Here is an 18,925-nt window from a genome sequence, read left to right as displayed (position 1 = left end):
GGAGGGCAAGCGGTGGAGTGGTCGATCCAGGACATCGCCCGCTCGGCCGGCACCACCAGCCGGACCCTGCGTCACTACGGCGAGATCGGGCTGCTCAGCCCCAGCCGCGTCGGCAGCAACGGCTACCGCTACTACGACCAGGACGCGCTTGTCCGGTTGCAGCGGATCCTGCTGCTGCGGGAGCTGGGGCTGGGACTGCCGGCCATCGCCGAGGTGCTGGCCGGCCAGCGGGACACCGCCGCCGCGCTGCGCGCCCATCTCGACCTGCTGGAGCAGGAGCGGCAGCGGATCACCCGCCAGATCGCCTCGGTGCGGACCACGTTGGAGAAGACGGAAGGGGGCCAGCAGCTGATGGCCGAGGAGGTATTCGACGGCTTCGATCACACCCAGCACAAGGAGGAGGTGATCGAACGCTGGGGCAAGGACGCCTACGACAAGGGCGACCAGTGGTGGAGTTCGTTGTCCGAGGAGGACAAGCGGGCCCACCAGCAGCGGCAGCTGGACATCGCGGCCGACTACGGCCGGGCGCACCAGGCCGGGCTGGCCGCGGACAGCGAGGTCGTGCAGGCCATCACCAAGCGCCTGCGGGACTGGATCGGGGTGGCGGCCACCGTCACCAAGCCGTACTTCGTCGGGCTGGGCGAGATGTACGTGGCCGATCCCCGCTTCAGCCAGAACTACGACCGCCACGGCGCCGGCACCGCCGAGCTGGTGCGGGACGCCATGAAGGTCTACGCCGACCGCAACCTGTAGGCCAGCGCCTTCTTGTCGACCTTGCCGGCGGCGGTGAGCGGCAGTTCCGGCAGCACCGTCACGGTGGCGAGCTGCGGGCCCCGGGCCACCTGTGTGTGGACCAGGGCTCGCAGTTCGTCCGCCGTGACCTCGCGGCGCAGCACGACGAAGGCGTGGATCGCCTCGCCCGTCCGCTGGTCGGGCGCACCGACCACGGCCGCGTCGGCCACGGCGGGGTGCGTCGCCAGGCAGTCCTCGATCGGCGCGGCGTAGTGGTTCACGCCGTCGACGATGACCATGTCCTTCACCCGGCCCACGAGGTGGAGATAGCCGTCAGCGGTCAACCGTCCGAGGTCGCCGGTGCGCACGAAACCATCGTCGATGACATCGGCGGTGAGGTCGGGTCGACGCCAGTAGCCCGGCATCGCCGCGGCACTGCGAACCCAGATCTCGCCGATCTCACCACCGCGCACCTCCACCGTGACACCGGGCAGTGGACGTCCCACCGAGGCCAGCAGTTCGGGGCGTGACGTGACGCCCAGCGCGTGGTCCTCCGGTCCCAGCGCGGCGATGGCCGGCACCTCGGTGCTCGCATAGGTCTGGAGCATCATCGGGCCGAACTCGGCCACGGCCTGCCGCAGGCGTTCCGGCAGGATCGGCGCGCTGCCGTAGACCAGGAACTTCAGGCTCTCCAGGTGCTCCCCGGCGGCTTCGAGGTGGTCGAGCAGGCGGTAGATCCACGACGGGTACAGGTACGTCATGGCCAGCGGCGCGCGGCGCACCGCCTCGGCGAAGCCAGCCGGGTCGAAGCCGTCCAGCAGCTCCACGGTTCCGCCCGCGCGCAACAGGTTGAGCGCGATGTCCCCGGATCCCGCGGCGAGCGGCGACGCCAGCACCAGCCGCATTCCCGGCGGCAGAGCCCCGCTCGCCTCCCACGCACGCGTCGCGTCGCCGAGACCGCGACAGGTTGTCGGCACGCCCTTCGGCTGCCCGGTGGTGCCGCTGGTGTACTGCACCCGGCACACGTCGTCCTCGGTCGCTGCCGTCGGCATCGGGTCGGCGGATTCCTGCTGGGCCGTCGTGAGCAGTTCGTCGAGTTCGAGGATAACTCGGATACCTGCCGTCGCTGGTAGCGCGGCTTCGCACACCAGCGCCGTGGCGTCCACGTCGGCCAGGATGTGCTTGGCGGCCAACGGGTTCTCGACGGCCTCGGGCGTCAACGGCGTGACACGCAACCCGAGCAGGTACGCGGCGAGGCGAACCACCACGGCCGCCGGGGTGTTGCCGGCCACCACGACAATGCCGTCGCCATGACCCAGGCCGGCCCGGCGCAGCGCGCGGGCGACGCGGTACGTGTTGTCGCGCAGGTCGTCGTAGCTGACGGGGTTTCCCTTGTGCAGCAGGGCAATGTTCCCGGAGTGCTCGTTCAGGCGCTCGAAGGTGCTGGTGACGTACCAGGACATGGTTCGATTCCTTTCTTCAGTTCGCCAGAACGGCGCTCCTCGGGTCAGCGCCAACAACTGAGACGAGAGTATCAACAGAAATTCGAATCTCACAAGAGTGGCCCGTCTCACCCAAGCTGAGACTCGGGTGTCAAATGACACCGCCGACGGTAGGCTCCGACCATGCCGAGCACCGAGACCGACGAGCAGCCGCGACTGGGCCTGCGGGAACGCAAGAAGCTGATGGCCAAGCGCGCGCTGCGCACGGCCGCCCTCGAACTGTTCGCCACCCAGGGCTACGAGGCCACCACGGTCGACGACATCGCCGACCGCGCCGACGTGTCGCGGGCCAGCTTCTTCCGGTACTTCAACGCGAAGGAGGACGTGCTCACCGTCGACGACGAGGAGCGCCGCCGGTCGTTCCTGGCCGTGTTGGAGCAGCAGCGGGCCAAGTCGCCGGCCCGAGCCCTGCGCCAGGCCATCCTGACCCACGCCGCCGAGATGGACGAGAGCAGCCGCGAGGAGACGCTGGCCTACACGAAGATCATGCTGAGTTCCCGGGTCGTGCTGGGACAGGCCTACGAGAACCGCATCAAGTGGCTGCGCGACATCGAGCAGTTCATCCGGGGCCGCCTGGCCGACGACGCCGACGCCGACGTGATCGCCCCCCTCCTGGCCGACGCGGCCCTCGGCGTGCTGGAGACCGCCACCCGCCTCGCCGCCGAGAACCCCGAACGGTCTTTCGAGGAGGTCGTCGACGTTGGCTTCCGCATGATCCGCCACTGACCGCGCCGCCGGCCCAGCCCCACACCCGCCGCCCGCTAGGTTCGTATAGTGAACCTAACGGGGATAGACTTCGGCCCGTGGCGACAACACGGGACTACACCGCGGAGGACTGCTCGCTGGCGCGCAGTCTGGAGATCGTCGGCGAGCGCTGGACGCTGCTGATCGTGCGGGACGCCTTCTACGGTGTGCAGCGGTTCGCCGACTTCGCCGCGCACCTGAGGATTCCCCGCGCCATCCTGAGCGAACGGCTCTCCCTGCTCGTCCGGTCCGGCGTGCTGACCAAGTCTCCCGGCCCCGGCCGCCGTGAGCTGTATCGCCTGACCGACAAGGGAATCGAGCTCTTCCCGGTGCTGCGTACCCTGGTCGCCTGGGGTGACAAGCACTACGCCCCTCGGGGACCCCGCCGCCACTTCCGGCACGCCGACGACAACGGCGAGGTGAACCTGGCCGGTGTCTGCCAGGACTGCGGAAAGTCCTTGGCGGTCAGGGACTACCTGGTCACGACCGGTCCCGGTGCGGCCCCGCTGGACACCGACGCCGACGTGGTGACCCGAGCCCTGGCCCACCCCCACCGCCTGCTGGACCCCATCACCGGCTGAACGTCATGAAGGGCCCCTTCCTCTCGTTGAACGAGCGGATCGGAGCCTTGATCTTGAGGCTCGCCCCTTGAGGTGGGAGCGCTCCCGGGTGTGCGGTTGGCCATTGTGAGCAGGACGGGAGCGGCGCTGGCGGCGCTGGCGGTGAGCGCGTTTGCCATTGGCACCACGGAGTTCGTGATCGCGGGACTGCTGCCGGAACTGGCGGCGGAGCTGGGAGTGAGCGTTCCGACGGCGGGCCTGCTGGTGTCCGGCTACGCCCTGGGCGTGGTGGTGGGAGCGCCGCTGGTGACGATGGCGGTGCAGCGGATGCCGAGAAAGCAGGCGTTGCTGGGACTGCTGGTGTTGTTCATCGCGGGCAACGTGACGTCGGCGGTGGCGACGGGGTTCGGGGTGCTGCTGCTGGGCCGGGTGCTGGCGGCGTTGTGCCACGGGGCGTTCCTGGGTGTTGGCTCGCTGGCGGCGGCGGGTCTGGTGGACGAGAAGCGCCGGGCCCGGGCGATCGCGGCGATGTTCACCGGGCTGACACTGTCCACAGTGGTCGGTGTGCCGATGGGCACGTTCGTGGGCCAGCAGTGGGGTTGGCGGGTCACGTTCTGGGTGATCGCCGGCCTCGGGGTGGCCGGCATGGCGGGAATCGCGGCGCTGGTGCCACCAATGCCGGCCCTCGCGGCGAGCAGCGACGGGTCGGTGTTCCGCCGGCCGCAACTGTGGCTTGCGCTGGCGATGACGGCCCTCGGCTTCGGCGCGGTCTACGCCCCGTACACGTTCATCGCGCCGATCATGACCTCGCTGGCCGGCTACGCGCCGGGCGACCTGTCGTGGCTGCTGGTCGTGTTCGGCGTGGGACTGGTGATCGGCAACTGGCTGGGGGCCAGGGCGGCGGACTGGCGGCTGATGGGCACGATCATCACGCTGCTCACGATCCTGGCCGCGCTGCTGCTGGTCTTCGCCGAATTCCCTTCGGTGATAACACTTTTCCTGCTGGGGGTGGTGGCGTTCGCGACGGTGCCGGCGTTCACCAGCCGCGTGATCGCCACGGGCGGCGGCACCACGCTGGCGTCCTCGGCGGCGGTGGCGGCGTTCAACCTCGGCAACGCCTCGGGCGCCTACCTCGCCGGCCTCGCGGCGACCGCCGACGGCTATGTCGCCACGAGCTGGGTGGGCGCGGCGATGGCCGCCGGCGGGCTAGGCGTCGCCGTGTTGTCCGCTGCTCTCGCGCACCGTCAACGACACCGGCACCGTGACCCGGCGGCACTCGCGGGCTAGCACCATCCGCGCGGCCAGCGCGGCGTTCTCCTCCACGGTCTGCCGCACCGAGGTCAGGCCCGCGGACGCGGCGATGACTCCGTCGTCGAAGCCGACCACCGCCACGTCGTCGGGCACCCGCCGACCGCTCGCGGCCAACGCCCGCAGCGCACCGGCGGCGGTCATGTCGCAGGCGGCGAACACGGCGTCCACGTCGGGATGCTCGGCGATCAGCCGCCGCGTCGCCCGCTCCGCGGTGGCCATGGTGAAGTCCCCGGGCCACATCAACGGTTCCAGGCCGGCCTCCCGGATGGCACGAAGGCCGCCTTCGCCGCGGTCAACGGCACAAGGGTTGCTCTCCGGTCCGCCGATCACCGCGATCCGCCGGCGGCCGGCGCGGTAGAGATGGTCGACGGCCAGCCGCCCGCCGTCGGCGTTGTCGGGCTCGATGGACGACACCCGCGACGCGGACCGGCCCATCGACACCACCCAGCCGTAGCCGCGGCGGAGCTGTTGAGCGAGCTCGGGCGGAACGTTGACCAGCATGGCGCCGAGCCCGGTCCCGGCCGCTCCCGGCCAAGCCGTCGGCTTCAGCCGGATCTCCAGCCGAACGTCCTTGCCCGCCAACGCCTTCACCACACCGGCGATGACCCGGGCGTAATGCGGGTTGGCGCTCAACGCCTCCGGATCGTCATCCAGGATCACCAGGTCCAGGGTGTCGGCCCGGCCGGAGGCCAGCGCACGCGCCCCGAGGTGCGGGCGGTAGCCGAGCTCGACGATGGCCTCCTGCACCAGCCGCCGGTGCGCGGGCGCGACCCCGGGCTGGCGGTTGATCACCCGGGACACGGTCGACCGGGACAGCCCGGCCAGCCGGGCGACGTCCTCCAGGGTCGGCCGGGCCACGGTCAGGACCGGTGGCCGTAGAGGTCCCGCAGCAGCGCGGCCTCCGCGCCGTGGTGGATGAGCTCGTCCAGGATGTGCAGCACGAACGAGCGCCGGGTGTCGTTGGCGTAGAAGCCGGCCCGCGGCCCGATCGGCCGATCCAGCGACTCCTCGGTGCAGTTGGTCAACACCTTGCGCCACAACGCGTACGCCGCGTCGAGCTGGTCCAGCGTCTGCACGGCGTCCCGCGCCTCGGGCAGCTGGGTGGACGGCGGCGTCTGGTCCAGCCACACCGCGTTGCGGTCCGCCGACAGCAGGCTGGCGATGTGCTTGAGCCGCCACTCCAGCGAGATGTCCGGGTCCCCGGCCGCCGGCCGCCAGCGCAGCTCGGCGTCCATCAGGCCGGCCATCCGGTCCCGCAGGCGCTGCCACGCGTGGTCCGACAGCGAGACCAGGTCGTCGATGCTCCCCATGGTTCCCCCTTCACAGCAGCTACGACTTGGCCGCCTTCTTGCGCGACTTGCGCACCGGCTCGTCGGCCTTCTTGTCGGTGCGGGCGGCGTCCAGCAGCTCCTCGGCGTGGGCCCGGCCGGTGTAGGTGAAGTCCAGGCCGGCCAGCATCCGGGCCAGCTCCACCACCCGCTCCGACTCGTCCAGCACCTTGACGCCGCTGCTGGTCAGGCCGCCCTCGGCGACCTTGCTCACCACCATGTGCCGGTCGGCGTAGGCCGCGACCTGCGGCAGGTGGGTCACCACGATCACCTGGTGACTGCGGGCCAGCCGGGCCAGCCGGCGGCCGACCTCGACCGCGGCCCGGCCGCCGACCCCGGCGTCCACCTCGTCGAACACCAGCGTCGGCACCGGGTCGGCGTGCGAGAGCACGACCTCCAGCGCCAGCATCACCCGCGAGAGCTCGCCGCCGGACGCACCCTTGTTCACCGGCAGCGCCGGCGACCCCGGGTGCGGCATCAGCCGCAGCTCCACGTCGTCGACGCCCTCACGGCCGGCGTGCAGCCGCTGGCCGTCCACGTCGAGCGCCACCGCGTCGTCCGGCTCGGCCAGCCGCGGCAGCACCGCGACCTCCACCTTGGCCTGGGCCATGGCCAGGCCGGCGAGCTCCTCGGTGACGGCCTTGCCCAGGTCCTCGGCCGAAGCCGTACGCTCGGCGGTGACCTCCTTGGCCACCTCGGCCAGCTGCTTGGCCAGCTCGTCGCGACGGCGGGCCAGCTCGGCCAGCGCCTCTTCGGAGGTGTCCAGCCCGGCCAGCCGCTCCTGCGACACCCGGGCCCACTCCAGCACGCCGTCGATGTCGGCCGCGTACTTTCGGGTCAGCTGCTTGAGCTCCTGCTGCCGGGCCAGCACCTGCTCCAGTCGGGCCGGGTCGGCGTCCAGCGACTCCAGGTAGCCGACCAGCTCGGTGGCCACGTCGGTGAGCAGCACCGACGCCTCGGCCAGCCGGGGCTCCAGGTCCCGCAGCTTCGGGTCCTCGGTCCCCGAGAACCGGCGCCGCGCCTCGGCGATCATGCCCAGCGCGCCGACCGCCTCGACCTCCACCTCGGCCGCGCCGCTCAGCGAGTACTGCGCGCCCTGCGCGGCCTCGCGCAGCTGGTCCACGTCGGCGAGCCGGCGGGCCTCGGCGTGCAGCTCCTCGTCCTCGCCCGGCTTCGGGTCGACGGCCTCGATCTCGGCCAGGCCATGCTTGAGCAGGTCGGCCTCGCGGGCCATCTCCCGCGACTTCTCGGTGCGCTCGACCAGCTCGGTGGACACCGCCACCCACTGCTCGCGCAGCTGCTTGTACCGGCTCAGCGGATCGGCCACCGCGTCGCCGGCGAACCGGTCCAGCACGGCGCGCTGCTCGGTCGGCCGGGCCAGCCGCAGCTGGTCGTTCTGGCCGTGCACGGCGATCAGCTGCTCGGAGATCTCGGCGAGCACCCCGACCGGCACCGAGCGGCCGCCCAGGTGTGCGCGGGACCGGCCGTCGGTGCTGACCGTGCGCACCACGATCAGGCTGCCGTCCTCGTCGGGATCGGCCCCCGCGTTGGCCGCGACCTCCGCGGCCGGACTACCGGCCGGCGTGTGGAAGCGGCCCTCGACCACGGCCCGCTCCACCCCGGTGCGGACGCGCGAAGCCTCGCCGCGCCCGCCACTGAGCAGGTGCAGGCCCGTGACCACCATCGTCTTGCCGGCACCGGTCTCGCCCGTGACCACCGTCAAACCCCGGTGGAGTTCGATGCTGGCCTCATCGATCACGCCCAGACCCTGGATACGCATCTCGATCAGCACAGGTCGAACACTAGTGCCAACCCCTGACGTTCCACGACCGGGGCGGGCCAAACCGGTCAGCGCCGCCAGCCCGAACGGGCTGGTCAGTCGAGAACCGGGCCGCGCCATCCCTGCACCGGCAAGGCGAACTTGTTCACGAGTCGGTCCGAGAACGGGTCCTGCTTGAGCCGCACCAGCTTGACCGGGGTGCTGGAGTGGGCCACCTCGACGCGGGTGCCTGCGGGCAGCTCGACCAGCCGACGGCCGTCGCAGCACAGCACCGCGGGGTGCCCGTGCGGGTCGATCTCGAAGGCCACCACCGAGCTCGGCGACACCACGAACGGCCGGGCGAACAGGGCGTGCGCGTTGCTGGGCACCACCAGCAGGGCGTCCAGGTCCGGCCACACCACGGGACCGCCGGCCGAGAACGCGTAGGCCGTCGACCCGGTTGGTGTGGCACACAACACACCGTCGCAGCCGAAGGCCGACACCGGGCGGGCGTCGACCTCGACGACCACGTCCAGCACCCGCTCCCGGCTGCTCTTCTCCACGCTGGCCTCGTTGAGCGCCCAGGTGTGGGCGATGACCTCGCCCTGCACCTGCGCCGCCACGTCCAGCGTCATCCGCTCCTCGACGTGGTAGCTGCGGTCGATCACCCGCTGCACGGCCTCGTCCAGGTCGTCCATGTCGGCCTCGACCAGGAAGCCGACCCGGCCCAGGTTGACGCCCAGCACCGGGGTGCCGAACGGGCGGGCCAGTTCGGCGGCCCGCAGCAGCGTGCCGTCGCCGCCGAGGGCGAACACCAGCTCGGTGCCGACCGCGGCGGTGCTGGCCGGCGCGACCTCGGCGTAGCAGGAGCGGTCCAGGTCGGCGGCCTCGTCCTCGACGACGCGCAGCCGGATGCCGGCCTCGGCGAACTGGCCCGCGACCTTCTCGGCCAGCCGCAGGTTGGTCTGCCGGCCGGTCTTCACGACGAGCAGGATCTCCCGGTCGCCGTTCACGTTGAGCTGCGTCATTTCGGCCCCTCCCGGACCGCGGCGGCGACCAGTTCCGCGGCCTGCTCCTCGGGCAGCGGCTCACCGCGCCGCAGCCACACGAAGTACTCGACGTTGCCGGACGGGCCGGGCAGCGGGCTGGCCACCACGCCGTGCAGGCGCAGCCCCAGCTCGGCGGCCTCGCCGACCACGCCGAGCACGGCCTGGGCGCGCAGCCGGCCGCCGCGCACCACGCCGCCCGGGCCGACGTTGTCCTTGCCCACCTGGAACTGCGGTTTCACCATCGGCACGATGTCGCCGTCCTCGGTCGTGCAGGACAGCAGGGCGGGCAGCACCAGGCCGAGGGAGATGAAGGAGAGATCGGCGACCACGAGATCGACGACGCCACCGGTCAGCTCCGGGTTCAACGCCCGCACGTTCGTTTTGTCCAGAACCACGACCCGGTCGTCGGTCTGCAGCCGCCACAGCAGCAGGCCGCGGCCCACGTCGGCGGCGACCACCTCGCGGGCGCCGCGGCGCAGCAGCACGTCGGTGAAGCCGCCGGTGGACGCGCCCGCGTCCAGGCAGCGCCGGCCCTCGACCGGGATGTCGAACGCGTCCAGCGCGCCGACCAGCTTGTACGCGCCGCGCGAGGCCCAGTTCGGGTCGTCGTCGTCCTCGCGCACGATGACCGGCGTGTCGGCCTCGATAGCCGTCGCCGCCTTCGTCGCCACCGTGCCGCGCACGGTGACCCGGCCGTTGGCCACCAGTTCGGATGCGTGCGCCCGGGACCGGGCCAGTCCTCGGCGGACCAGCTCGGCGTCCAGCCGCGCCCTGCGGGTCACGGCGTCAGAACCCGTCGATGGCCGACAGCGCGTCGGTCAGCGTGGCGTGGACCGCCTCGAACCGCGCCGGGTGCTCGGCGACGTCGAGGGTGTCCAGTTCCGCGAGCCTCGCGACGGCGTAGTCGATCGTCGCCATAGGTGAGGACGGCGGCCCTGGAACTGGCGGCTGGGTCATCTCTTGCTCCCGGAAGGAGTAACTCGTGTGACTCTGTACAACGCTAGCCGATATTCAGGGCACCCAAGGCGGCCATCGAGGCGTCATCGCCGGCGCGCACGGTCACCGGGCCGCCGCCGGCCGGCCACCAGGTGGCGCACAGGGCGCGCAGCAGGGCCAGCGGATCGCCGGATCCGGTGACGGTCAGCTCGCCGTCGCCGACCGCGACGTCCCAGCCGGGCTGCTTGCCGATCTCCACCTCGGACAGCGGCAGCAGCAGGCCGGACAGGTCGGCCGACAGGTAGCGGGGCCGCAGTTCGGCCGGCGCCTGGAGCACCTGAGCCGGGGTCGCGACGCCGGTGAGCACCAGCAGCGCGTCCAGCTCGGCGGCGGTGGCCCCGGCGATGTCGGTGTCGAGTCGGTCGCCGACGACGAGCGGCTTGCTCGCGCCGGCGGACCGGATCGCCTGGTCCATCAGCGGCCGCGCCGGCTTGCCGGCCACAGCCGGCTCCACGTCGGTGGCGGTGCGCAGGGCGGCGACCATGGAACCGTTGCCCGGCAACAGGCCCCGCTCGGTCGGCAGGGTGGCGTCGATGTTGCACGCCACCCAGAACGCGCCGTTGCGGATGGCCATCGCCGCTTCCGCGAGGTCGCTCCAGCCGGTGTCGGGCGAATGGCCCTGCACGACCGCCGCCACCTCGGGCGCGAACGTCCGCGTCGTGGTGAGGCCGACGGCCGTGACCTCGTCGGCCAACGTCTGCGTGCCGATGATCAGCACGAGGGCGCCCGGGGCGACGTGCTCGGCCAGGACCGCCGCGGCGGCCTGGGAGCTGGTGCTGACCTCCTCGTCGGCGGCCTGGAAGCCCAGCTCGTTCAGGTGCGCCGCGACGCTCGCCGGCTTGCGCGAGGCGTTGTTGGTGACGTAGCGGATGCCGGCGCCCCGCTCGCGGCTGGCCTTGATGGCCTCGACCGCGCCGGGCACGGCCTCACCGCCGCGGTAGACGGTGCCGTCGAGGTCGAGCAGCAGCGCGTCGTACGTGGCCAGCAGATCCGCCTCGGTCACTCCTGCTCCTCGCCGCTCTCGCTCGACTCGTCCTGGCTCAGCTCGATGGCCCGCTCGGAGGCGTCGGTCTCCTCCTCGTCGTCGAACTCGGCGGCCTGCATGAACCAGCGGATGGCCTCTTCGGTGCGGCCGACCGCCGCGAGGTTGTCCGCGTAGGCGTAGAACAGGCGGGCGCTCCACGGCTCGTGCTTGGCCGGGTCGAGGTCGTCGCCCTGGAGCGCGACCACCGCCGCGTCGAGCTGGCCCATGTCACGGCGGGCTCCGGCGGCCACGATGCGCAGCTCGATCTGCTCGGCCTTGGTCAGCTGCTTGACGTCGGCTTCCTTGGCCAGGTCCAGCGCCCGCTCCGGGCGGCCCAGCGCCCGCTCGCAGTCCGCCATCACGGCCAGGTGCCCCGGACCGGCGCTCATCCGGCGCGCGGCCCGCAGCTCCGACAGCGCCTCGGCCCACTCGCCAGCGTGGTAGGCCGTCAGGCCCGCCGCCTCGCGCACCAGACCGACCCGGGCCGCCTTGGTGCGGGCGTACCGGGCGTGGGCCAGGGCCTCTTCGGGCTCCTCATCGACCAGCATGCCGGCCGCCACCAGATGCGCCCCGACCACGTCGGCCAGCGCCTTCGGCAGGCTGCGCAGCTCCATCCGGGCTTCGGGGTCCAGCGCCGAGGAGACGGCACCCTCCGGCAGCTCCGGCGCACCGTTGTGGTCGGTCCGCGGCCGGTCCTGGTCGTACTCGGCGCGGTCCCGGCTCTGGACGCGGTCGCTGTCCTGCTGCGCGCCCTCGTCGTCGGCCTCGTCCTGCTCGGCGCTGTCCTCGTCGTCGGCCTCGTCCTCAAGCTCCGACTCGTCAGTGTCAGCCTCGTCGGCCTCGCGCTCGGTCGCGTCGACCTTCGCGGTCTCGACCTCGGCGCGCTCCTGCGCCGCCGCGGCCTCTACGGCCTCGGCCTGCTCGGCGATCTCCAGCTCCTCGACCGGCTCGCCGTCAGCGACCGCGCGCAGCGGCGGACGCTCGTCGAAGTCGCGGGGCCGCTGGTGCCGCTGCTCACGCTGGACCTGTGCCGTGCGCGGCTTGCGCTCGCCGTCGAACCGCTTGGGACGGTCGAACTTGGACGGCCGCTGCGGCCGGCTGCTGGCGCCGTCACGAACGTCGTCCCGGTCCCGGTTGTTGATCCGGTCGTTGCCGTACCGGTCGCCGCCGCGGTCGTTGCTGAAGCGCCGGTCCCGATCGCCGTAGCTCGGGCGGTCGCCGCTGCGCTGGTTGTTGCGCTCGTTGTTGCTGTTGTTGTTGAAACGGGGGTGGCGGTCGCCGGAGCCGGCGCGGTCCGAGCGGTAGCCGCCGCCGGAGCGCTGGTTGTCCCGATCGCTGTTCCAGCGCGGACGGTCCCCGCCGCGCTGGTCGTTGCGGTCGTTGGACCGCGGCCGATCGCCGGAGCGCTCGCTGCGGTAGCCGCCACCGCGCTGGTCGCGGTCTCCACCGAAGCGGGGACGGTCGCCACCACGATCGTTGCTGTAGCGCGGGCGGTCGCCGCCACCACGCTGCTGGTCCCGATCCCCGAAGCGCGGCCGGTCGCCACTGTTGTTGTAGCGGGGGCGCTCGCCGTCGCGGTCGTTCTGGCGGGGACGGTCGCTGTTGTAGCGCGGCCGCTCGCTGTCCCGGTCGTTGTACCGAGGACGGTCGTTGCCGCGATCGCTGTTGAACCGCGGGCGGTCCCCACCCCGGTCATCGTTGTAGCGCGGGCGATCCCCACCACGGTCGTTGTTGTACCGGGGCCGGTCGCCACCGCGGTCATTGTTGAAGCGCGGGCGGTCGCCGCCACCGCGCTGGTCATTGCGGTCGCTGCCGAAACGCGGCCGGTCGCCACCGCGCTGGTCATTGTTGTAGCGAGGCCGGTCATTGCCGCGGTCGTTGTTGAAACGGGGCCGGTCGCCGCCACCACGCTGATCGTTGCGGTCGCTGTTGAAACGCGGGCGGTCGCCGCCGCGCTGGTCACCGCGGTCGCTGTTGTAGCGGGGGCGGTCACCCGAGCCGGAGCGGTAGCCGCCGCCGGAGCGCTGGTTGTCCCGATCGCTGTTCCAACGGGGCCGGTCGCCGCTGCTGTTGCCACCACGCTGGTCGTTGTTGCGGTCGCGGTAGCCGCCACCGGCGCCGCGGTTGCCGCCGCGGTCGGTGTTGTTGTCCCGGGACCAGCTGCCGCCACGGTCCTGGCGGGGCGCGCCCTGCTGACGGTCGCCGAACGACCGCCGCTCGCCGGCGCCGCGCTGCTGCCCCCGGCCTTCACCTGATCCATGGCCGCCGGTGCGCTGCTGACGGTCACGCTGACCGCCGTCACGATCGCCGGGACGCTGCCCGAACCTGGACACTACAAACCTCCTAGACACGACCGACCCCATAGACCGGTCCAATAACACGGTAGCCGCTACTCAGCGATCCGGGGGTCTGGGGACGGGCCGCGCCGGCCCCAGGTCGGGGGTGTGGGGACCGAAGTCCCCTATCGGGAACACAGCGAAACGCCCCTTGTCCGCGTTGCCGCAGACAAGGGGCGTCCCAAGTTAAGTTCGGCGGCGTCCTACTCTCCCACACCCTCACGAGTGCAGTACCATCGGCGCTGGAGGGCTTAGCTTCCGGGTTCGGAATGGGACCGGGCGTTTCCCCTCCGCTAACACCACCGAAACACTATGAAGAAAACCACCACACACCACCCAGAAACCCCTACGGGTCTCCCGGTCATGCCGGTTGGTTCCTTCAGAACCACACAGTGGATGCGAAGCGTCTTTGTAGACAAGCCCTCGGCCTATTAGTACCAGTCAACTCCACCCCTTACAGAGCTTCCATCTCTGGCCTATCAACCCCATCGTCTATAGGAGGCCTTACCCTCTCAAAGGAGGCAGGAGATCTCATCTTGGAACAAGCTTCCCGCTTAGATGCTTTCAGCGGTTATCTTTTCCGAACGTAGCCAACCAGCCATGCCCCTGGCGGGACAACTGGCACACCAGAGGTCCGTCCATCCCGGTCCTCTCGTACTAGGGACAGCCTTCCTCAAATCTCCAACGCGCACGGCGGATAGGGACCGAACTGTCTCACGACGTTCTAAACCCAGCTCGCGTACCGCTTTAATGGGCGAACAGCCCAACCCTTGGGACCTACTCCAGCCCCAGGATGCGACGAGCCGACATCGAGGTGCCAAACCATGCCGTCGATATGGACTCTTGGGCAAGATCAGCCTGTTATCCCCGGGGTACCTTTTATCCGTTGAGCGACCACGCTTCCACAAGCCATGGCCGGATCACTAGTTCCGACTTTCGTCCCTGCTCGACCCGTCAGTCTCACAGTCAAGCCCCCTTGTGCACTTGCACTCAACACCTGATTGCCAACCAGGCTGAGGGAACCTTTGAGCGCCTCCGTTACCCTTTGGGAGGCAACCGCCCCAGTTAAACTACCCACCAGGCACTGTCCCTGAACCGGATCACGGTCCGAGGTTAGACACCCAGAACGACCAGAGTGGTATTTCAACGACGACTCCACCAGCACTGGCGTGCCAGCTTCACAGTCTCCCACCTATCCTACACAAGCCGAACCGAGCACCAATACCAAGCTATAGTAAAGGTCCCGGGGTCTTTCCGTCCTGCCGCGCGAAACGAGCATCTTTACTCGTAATGCAATTTCACCGGGCCTGTGGTTGAGACAGTCGAGAAGTCGTTACGCCATTCGTGCAGGTCGGAACTTACCCGACAAGGAATTTCGCTACCTTAGGATGGTTATAGTTACCACCGCCGTTTACTGGCGCTTAAGTTCTCAGCTTCGCCCCAAAGGACTAACCGGTCCCCTTAACGTTCCAGCACCGGGCAGGCGTCAGTCCATATACATCGTCTTACGACTTCGCATGGACCTGTGTTTTTAGTAAACAGTCGCTTCTCGCTGCTCTCTGCGGCCGAAAAACCCTAGCCCGCAAGGGGCTTCAAGTCCCTCGGCCCCCCTTCTCCCGAAGTTACGGGGGCATTTTGCCGAGTTCCTTAACCACAGTTCACCCGAACGCCTCGGTATTCTCTACCTGACCACCTGTGTCGGTTTGGGGTACGGGCCGCATAAACACTCGCTAGAGGCTTTTCTCGACAGCATAGGATCACTCTACTTCGCCTCAATCGGCTACGCATCACGTCTCAGCCTACACATCAGGACGGATTTGCCTACCCTGACAGCCTACACGCTTACACCAGTATTACCACTGACTGGCGGAGCTACCTTCCTGCGTCACCCCATCGCTTGACTACTACTAGATCGGATCCCGCGCACTCCAGACTTCGCCCGAAGGCTCCATCTTTCGCGGGCGGTTAGCATCACTAGCCTCACCATGGACGCGTTTACACGGGTACGGGAATATCAACCCGTTGTCCATCGACTACGCCTGTCGGCCTCGCCTTAGGTCCCGACTTACCCTGGGCGGATTAGCCTGGCCCAGGAACCCTTGGTCATCCGGCGGACGAGTTTCTCACTCGTCATTCGCTACTCATGCCTGCATTCTCACTCGTGTAGTGTCCACGGCTAGGTTCCCCTGCCGCTTCATCCCCCACACGACGCTCCCCTACCCATCCACACAACTGGACCAAGACCGAAATCTTGGCCTGTCTCATGTGCGAATGACACAGCTTCGGCGGTGTGCTTAAGCCCCGCTACATTGTCGGCGCAGGACCACTTGACCAGTGAGCTATTACGCACTCTTTAAAGGGTGGCTGCTTCTAAGCCAACCTCCTGGTTGTCTGGGCGACCCCACATCCTTTCCCACTTAGCACACACTTTGGGGCCTTAGCTGGTGTTCTGGGCTGTTTCCCTCTCGACTACGAACCTTATCGCCCGCAGTCTCACTGCCGCGCTCTCACGTAATGGTATTCGGAGTTTGGTTGATTTCGGTAAGCTTGTAGGCCCCCTAGACCATCCAGTGCTCTACCCCCACCACGAAACACACGACGCTGCACCTAAATGCATTTCGGGGAGAACCAGCTATCACGGAGTTTGATTGGCCTTTCACCCCTAACCACAGCTCATCCCCCAGGTTTTCAACCCTGGTGGGTTCGGGCCTCCACACGGTCTTACCCGCGCTTCACCCTGGCCATGGCTAGATCACCCCGCTTCGGGTCTAGAGCACGCGACTAAAACGCCCTATTCGGACTCGCTTTCGCTACGGCTACCCCACACAGGTTAACCTCGCCACGTACCACTAACTCGCAGGCTCATTCTTCAAAAGGCACGCCATCACCCCTGCAAAGGAGGCTCTGACGGATTGTAAGCACACGGTTTCAGGTACTCTTTCACTCCCCTCCCGGGGTACTTTTCATCTTTCCCTCACGGTACTAGTCCGCTATCGGTCACCAGGGAGTATTTAGGCTTAGCGGGTGGTCCCGCCAGATTCACAGCAAATTCCACGAGCTCGCTGCTACTTGGGAACATCACAACAGAGACAGCATGTTTTCGCGTACGGGACTATCACCCTCTACGGTTGGGTTTCCCAAACCCATTCCACTAACACACTGTTTTCTGACTCTGCGCTTACATGGCAGCATAAGCAAGCAACGTCCCACGACCCCACAAACGCAACCCCTGCCAGGTATCACACGTCCATGGTTTAGCCTCATCCGCTTTCGCTCGCCACTACTCACGGAATCACGGTTGTTTTCTCTTCCTGTGGGTACTGAGATGTTTCACTTCCCCACGTTCCCTCCACACGCCCTATATATTCAGGCGCGGGTGACCCCACATGACTGAGGCCGGGTTTCCCCATTCGGACACCCTCGGATCACAGCTCGGTTGGCAGCTCCCCGAGGCTTTTCGCAGCCTCCTACGTCCTTCATCGGCTCCTGGTGCCAAGACATCCACCGTGTGCTCTTCACAACTTGACCACAAAGATGCTCGCATCCACTGTGTAGTTCTCAAAGAACAACCAGGAAGCCCAACCTATTCGCGAGGCACCTTGCTCCACCATGCTGGTGGCCGGTTTGCACTCAGGTCGAACCCTGTGGTTTGAAGCAACACCACGATCGCGTGTTCCCTCAGGACCCAACAGCGTACTGACAACCCCAACCTCACCATCCAGTGCCGCGTTCCACGCTCTTGCGAGCAGTACTAGCAGGCCCAGACCGCAGGTCCTGTTGCTTCTAGCCAGCATCCACATCTATGAGCAACCACCCCAAAGACGTTCGCTCTGGTTGGTGGTCCTCCGCAAGGTCCGAGACGAACCAAGCGTTGGGTGCTCCTTAGAAAGGAGGTGATCCAGCCGCACCTTCCGGTACGGCTACCTTGTTACGACTTCGTCCCAATCGCCAGTCCCACCTTCGACCGCTCCCTCCCTCACGGGTTGGGCCACGGGCTTCGGGTGTTACCGACTTTCGTGACGTGACGGGCGGTGTGTACAAGGCCCGGGAACGTATTCACCGCAGCGTTGCTGATCTGCGATTACTAGCGACTCCGACTTCACGGGGTCGAGTTGCAGACCCCGATCCGAACTGAGACCGGCTTTATGGGATTCGCTCCACCTCACGGCTTAGCAGCCCTTTGTACCGGCCATTGTAGCATGTGTGAAGCCCTGGACATAAGGGGCATGATGACTTGACGTCATCCCCACCTTCCTCCGAGTTGACCCCGGCAGTCTCCCATGAGTCCCCGCCATTACGCGCTGGCAACATGGAACGAGGGTTGCGCTCGTTGCGGGACTTAACCCAACATCTCACGACACGAGCTGACGACAGCCATGCACCACCTGTACACCGGCCACAAGGGGGCCAATATCTCTACTGGTTTCCAGTGCATGTCAAGCCCAGGTAAGGTTCTTCGCGTTGCATCGAATTAATCCACATGCTCCGCCGCTTGTGCGGGCCCCCGTCAATTCCTTTGAGTTTTAGCCTTGCGGCCGTACTCCCCAGGCGGGGAACTTAATGCGTTAGCTACGGCACGGAGGACGTGGAAGCCCCCCACACCTAGTTCCCACCGTTTACGGCGTGGACTACCAGGGTATCTAATCCTGTTCGCTCCCCACGCTTTCGCTCCTCAGCGTCAGTATCGGCCCAGAGACCCGCCTTCGCCACCGGTGTTCCTCCTGATATCTGCGCATTTCACCGCTACACCAGGAATTCCAGTCTCCCCTACCGAACTCAAGTCTGCCCGTATCGACTGCAAGCCCACAGTTAAGCTGTAGGTTTTCACAGTCGACGCGACAAACCGCCTACGAGCTCTTTACGCCCAATAATTCCGGACAACGCTCGCACCCTACGTATTACCGCGGCTGCTGGCACGTAGTTAGCCGGTGCTTCTTCTGCAGGTACCGTCACTCGCGCTTCGTCCCTGCTGAAAGAGGTTTACAACCCGAAGGCCGTCATCCCTCACGCGGCGTCGCTGCGTCAGGCTTTCGCCCATTGCGCAATATTCCCCACTGCTGCCTCCCGTAGGAGTCTGGGCCGTGTCTCAGTCCCAGTGTGGCCGGTCGCCCTCTCAGGCCGGCTACCCGTCGTCGCCTTGGTAGGCCACTACCCCACCAACAAGCTGATAGGCCGCGGGCCCATCCTGCACCGCCGGAACTTTCCACCACCGATCATGCGATCAGAGGTCATATCCGGTATTAGACCCAGTTTCCCGGGCTTATCCCAGAGTGCAGGGCAGGTTGCCCACGTGTTACTCACCCGTTCGCCGCTCGTGTACCCCGAAGGGCCTTACCGCTCGACTTGCATGTGTTAAGCACGCCGCCAGCGTTCGTCCTGAGCCAGGATCAAACTCTCCAATAAGGATTGTGTTGATCGAGACTAGTACAAACTGGCATCAATCCAGTTCAGTAACCATCTCAAAGGAACCCACTAAGGGGTTATTCATTGTTACTGGCTATTACAGTACGCTGTTGAGTTCTCAAAGAACACACGCACACCGTCACTAGGCTCTTTCAAGCCGCGTTCGGGGGCTTTGGTGTTT

At 67.7% G+C, this 18,925-nt stretch carries 13 protein-coding genes and 3 rRNA genes; 4 read left to right on the top strand and 12 right to left on the bottom strand.

Going from position 1 to position 18,925, the window contains the following annotated elements; genetic code table 11:
* The first annotated feature begins 12 nt into the window (after nt 1-12).
* On the top strand, nt 13-753 hold the full coding sequence (locus tag JJ691_RS00075) for a MerR family transcriptional regulator (RefSeq protein ID WP_211766726.1): 741 nt from the start codon (nt 13-15) through the stop codon (nt 751-753).
* On the opposite strand, the gene JJ691_RS00070 is transcribed toward JJ691_RS00075, so the two are convergent.
* Nucleotides 732-2,195, bottom strand: coding sequence for a class I adenylate-forming enzyme family protein (locus JJ691_RS00070; RefSeq protein WP_211766725.1), 1,464 nt, complete (start codon nt 2,193-2,195; stop codon nt 732-734). The two genes, JJ691_RS00075 and JJ691_RS00070, sit on opposite strands and share 22 nt — an antisense overlap.
* 162 nt (nt 2,196-2,357) lie before the next feature.
* Here JJ691_RS00070 and JJ691_RS00065 point away from each other — a divergent pair, with 162 nt between their 5' ends.
* From JJ691_RS00065 to JJ691_RS00055, 3 genes are all read left to right on the top strand, one after another.
* Entirely contained in the window at nt 2,358-2,960 is a 603-nt protein-coding gene (locus tag JJ691_RS00065) for a TetR/AcrR family transcriptional regulator (protein WP_211766724.1), read from the top strand.
* 77 nt (nt 2,961-3,037) lie between these two features.
* On the top strand, nt 3,038-3,559 hold the full coding sequence (locus tag JJ691_RS00060) for a winged helix-turn-helix transcriptional regulator (protein WP_211766723.1): 522 nt from the start codon (nt 3,038-3,040) through the stop codon (nt 3,557-3,559).
* Nucleotides 3,560-3,664: 105 nt separating this feature from the next.
* The gene (locus JJ691_RS00055; RefSeq protein WP_211766722.1) at nt 3,665-4,825 is read left to right on the top strand and encodes an MFS transporter; all 1,161 of its coding nucleotides are present in this window, start codon (nt 3,665-3,667) and stop codon (nt 4,823-4,825) included.
* Here JJ691_RS00055 and JJ691_RS00050 read toward each other — a convergent pair.
* From JJ691_RS00050 to JJ691_RS00005, 11 genes are all read right to left on the bottom strand, one after another.
* Nucleotides 4,745-5,707, bottom strand: a complete 963-nt coding sequence (locus tag JJ691_RS00050; protein ID WP_211766721.1) for a LacI family DNA-binding transcriptional regulator — start codon at nt 5,705-5,707, stop codon at nt 4,745-4,747. The genes JJ691_RS00055 and JJ691_RS00050 overlap by 81 nt on opposite strands.
* Nucleotides 5,708-5,709: 2 nt before the next feature.
* Nucleotides 5,710-6,159 carry a DinB family protein gene (locus JJ691_RS00045; RefSeq protein WP_211766720.1) on the bottom strand — a complete coding sequence of 150 codons (450 nt, stop codon included), beginning with the start codon at nt 6,157-6,159 and terminating at the stop codon, nt 5,710-5,712.
* Between the two features lie 19 nt (nt 6,160-6,178).
* The gene (gene recN, locus JJ691_RS00040) at nt 6,179-7,969 is read right to left on the bottom strand and encodes a DNA repair protein RecN (RefSeq protein ID WP_211766719.1); all 1,791 of its coding nucleotides are present in this window, start codon (nt 7,967-7,969) and stop codon (nt 6,179-6,181) included.
* An 83-nt stretch (nt 7,970-8,052) separates the two neighbouring features.
* Nucleotides 8,053-8,964 carry an NAD kinase gene (locus JJ691_RS00035; RefSeq protein ID WP_211766718.1) on the bottom strand — a complete coding sequence of 304 codons (912 nt, stop codon included), beginning with the start codon at nt 8,962-8,964 and terminating at the stop codon, nt 8,053-8,055.
* Nucleotides 8,961-9,767, bottom strand: a complete 807-nt coding sequence (locus JJ691_RS00030) for a TlyA family RNA methyltransferase (RefSeq protein WP_211766717.1) — start codon at nt 9,765-9,767, stop codon at nt 8,961-8,963. Before JJ691_RS00030 ends, JJ691_RS00035 begins: the two co-directional genes overlap by 4 nt.
* Before the next feature lie 4 nt (nt 9,768-9,771).
* Nucleotides 9,772-9,903, bottom strand: coding sequence for a hypothetical protein (locus tag JJ691_RS52855; RefSeq protein WP_256449348.1), 132 nt, complete (start codon nt 9,901-9,903; stop codon nt 9,772-9,774).
* A gap of 82 nt (nt 9,904-9,985) precedes the next feature.
* Complete coding sequence (locus tag JJ691_RS00025; RefSeq protein WP_211766716.1) at nt 9,986-10,984, bottom strand: HAD-IIA family hydrolase; 999 nt, start codon at nt 10,982-10,984, stop codon at nt 9,986-9,988.
* Nucleotides 10,981-13,338, bottom strand: coding sequence for a hypothetical protein (locus JJ691_RS52010; protein ID WP_249227592.1), 2,358 nt, complete (start codon nt 13,336-13,338; stop codon nt 10,981-10,983). Before JJ691_RS52010 ends, JJ691_RS00025 begins: the two co-directional genes overlap by 4 nt.
* A gap of 193 nt (nt 13,339-13,531) precedes the next feature.
* Nucleotides 13,532-13,648, bottom strand: a 5S ribosomal RNA gene (rrf, locus tag JJ691_RS00015).
* Nucleotides 13,649-13,752: 104 nt separating this feature from the next.
* A 23S ribosomal RNA gene (locus JJ691_RS00010) occupies nt 13,753-16,869 on the bottom strand.
* A 358-nt stretch (nt 16,870-17,227) separates the two neighbouring features.
* Nucleotides 17,228-18,744 (bottom strand): 16S ribosomal RNA (locus JJ691_RS00005).
* Together the 16S, 23S and 5S rRNA genes form the textbook arrangement of a ribosomal RNA operon.
* Nucleotides 18,745-18,925 lie beyond the last annotated feature (181 nt).

This window comes from Kutzneria sp. CA-103260, assembly GCF_018263855.1.
Lineage (GTDB): Bacteria > Actinomycetota > Actinomycetes > Mycobacteriales > Pseudonocardiaceae > Kutzneria.
Note: the sequence above shows the minus strand (reverse complement) of the source record. Positions and strands in the feature narration are given on the sequence as shown.

Excerpts from the sequence above, each read along its gene's own strand:
- JJ691_RS00070 (WP_211766725.1), bottom strand. The coding sequence starts at position 2,195 with ATGTCCTGGTACGTCACCAGCACCTTCGAGCGCCTGAACGAGCACTCC.
- JJ691_RS00045 (WP_211766720.1), bottom strand. The coding sequence starts at position 6,159 with ATGGGGAGCATCGACGACCTGGTCTCGCTGTCGGACCACGCGTGGCAG.
- JJ691_RS00065 (WP_211766724.1), top strand. The coding sequence starts at position 2,358 with ATGCCGAGCACCGAGACCGACGAGCAGCCGCGACTGGGCCTGCGGGAA.
- JJ691_RS00035 (WP_211766718.1), bottom strand. The coding sequence starts at position 8,964 with ATGACGCAGCTCAACGTGAACGGCGACCGGGAGATCCTGCTCGTCGTG.
- JJ691_RS52855 (WP_256449348.1), bottom strand. The coding sequence starts at position 9,903 with ATGGCGACGATCGACTACGCCGTCGCGAGGCTCGCGGAACTGGACACC.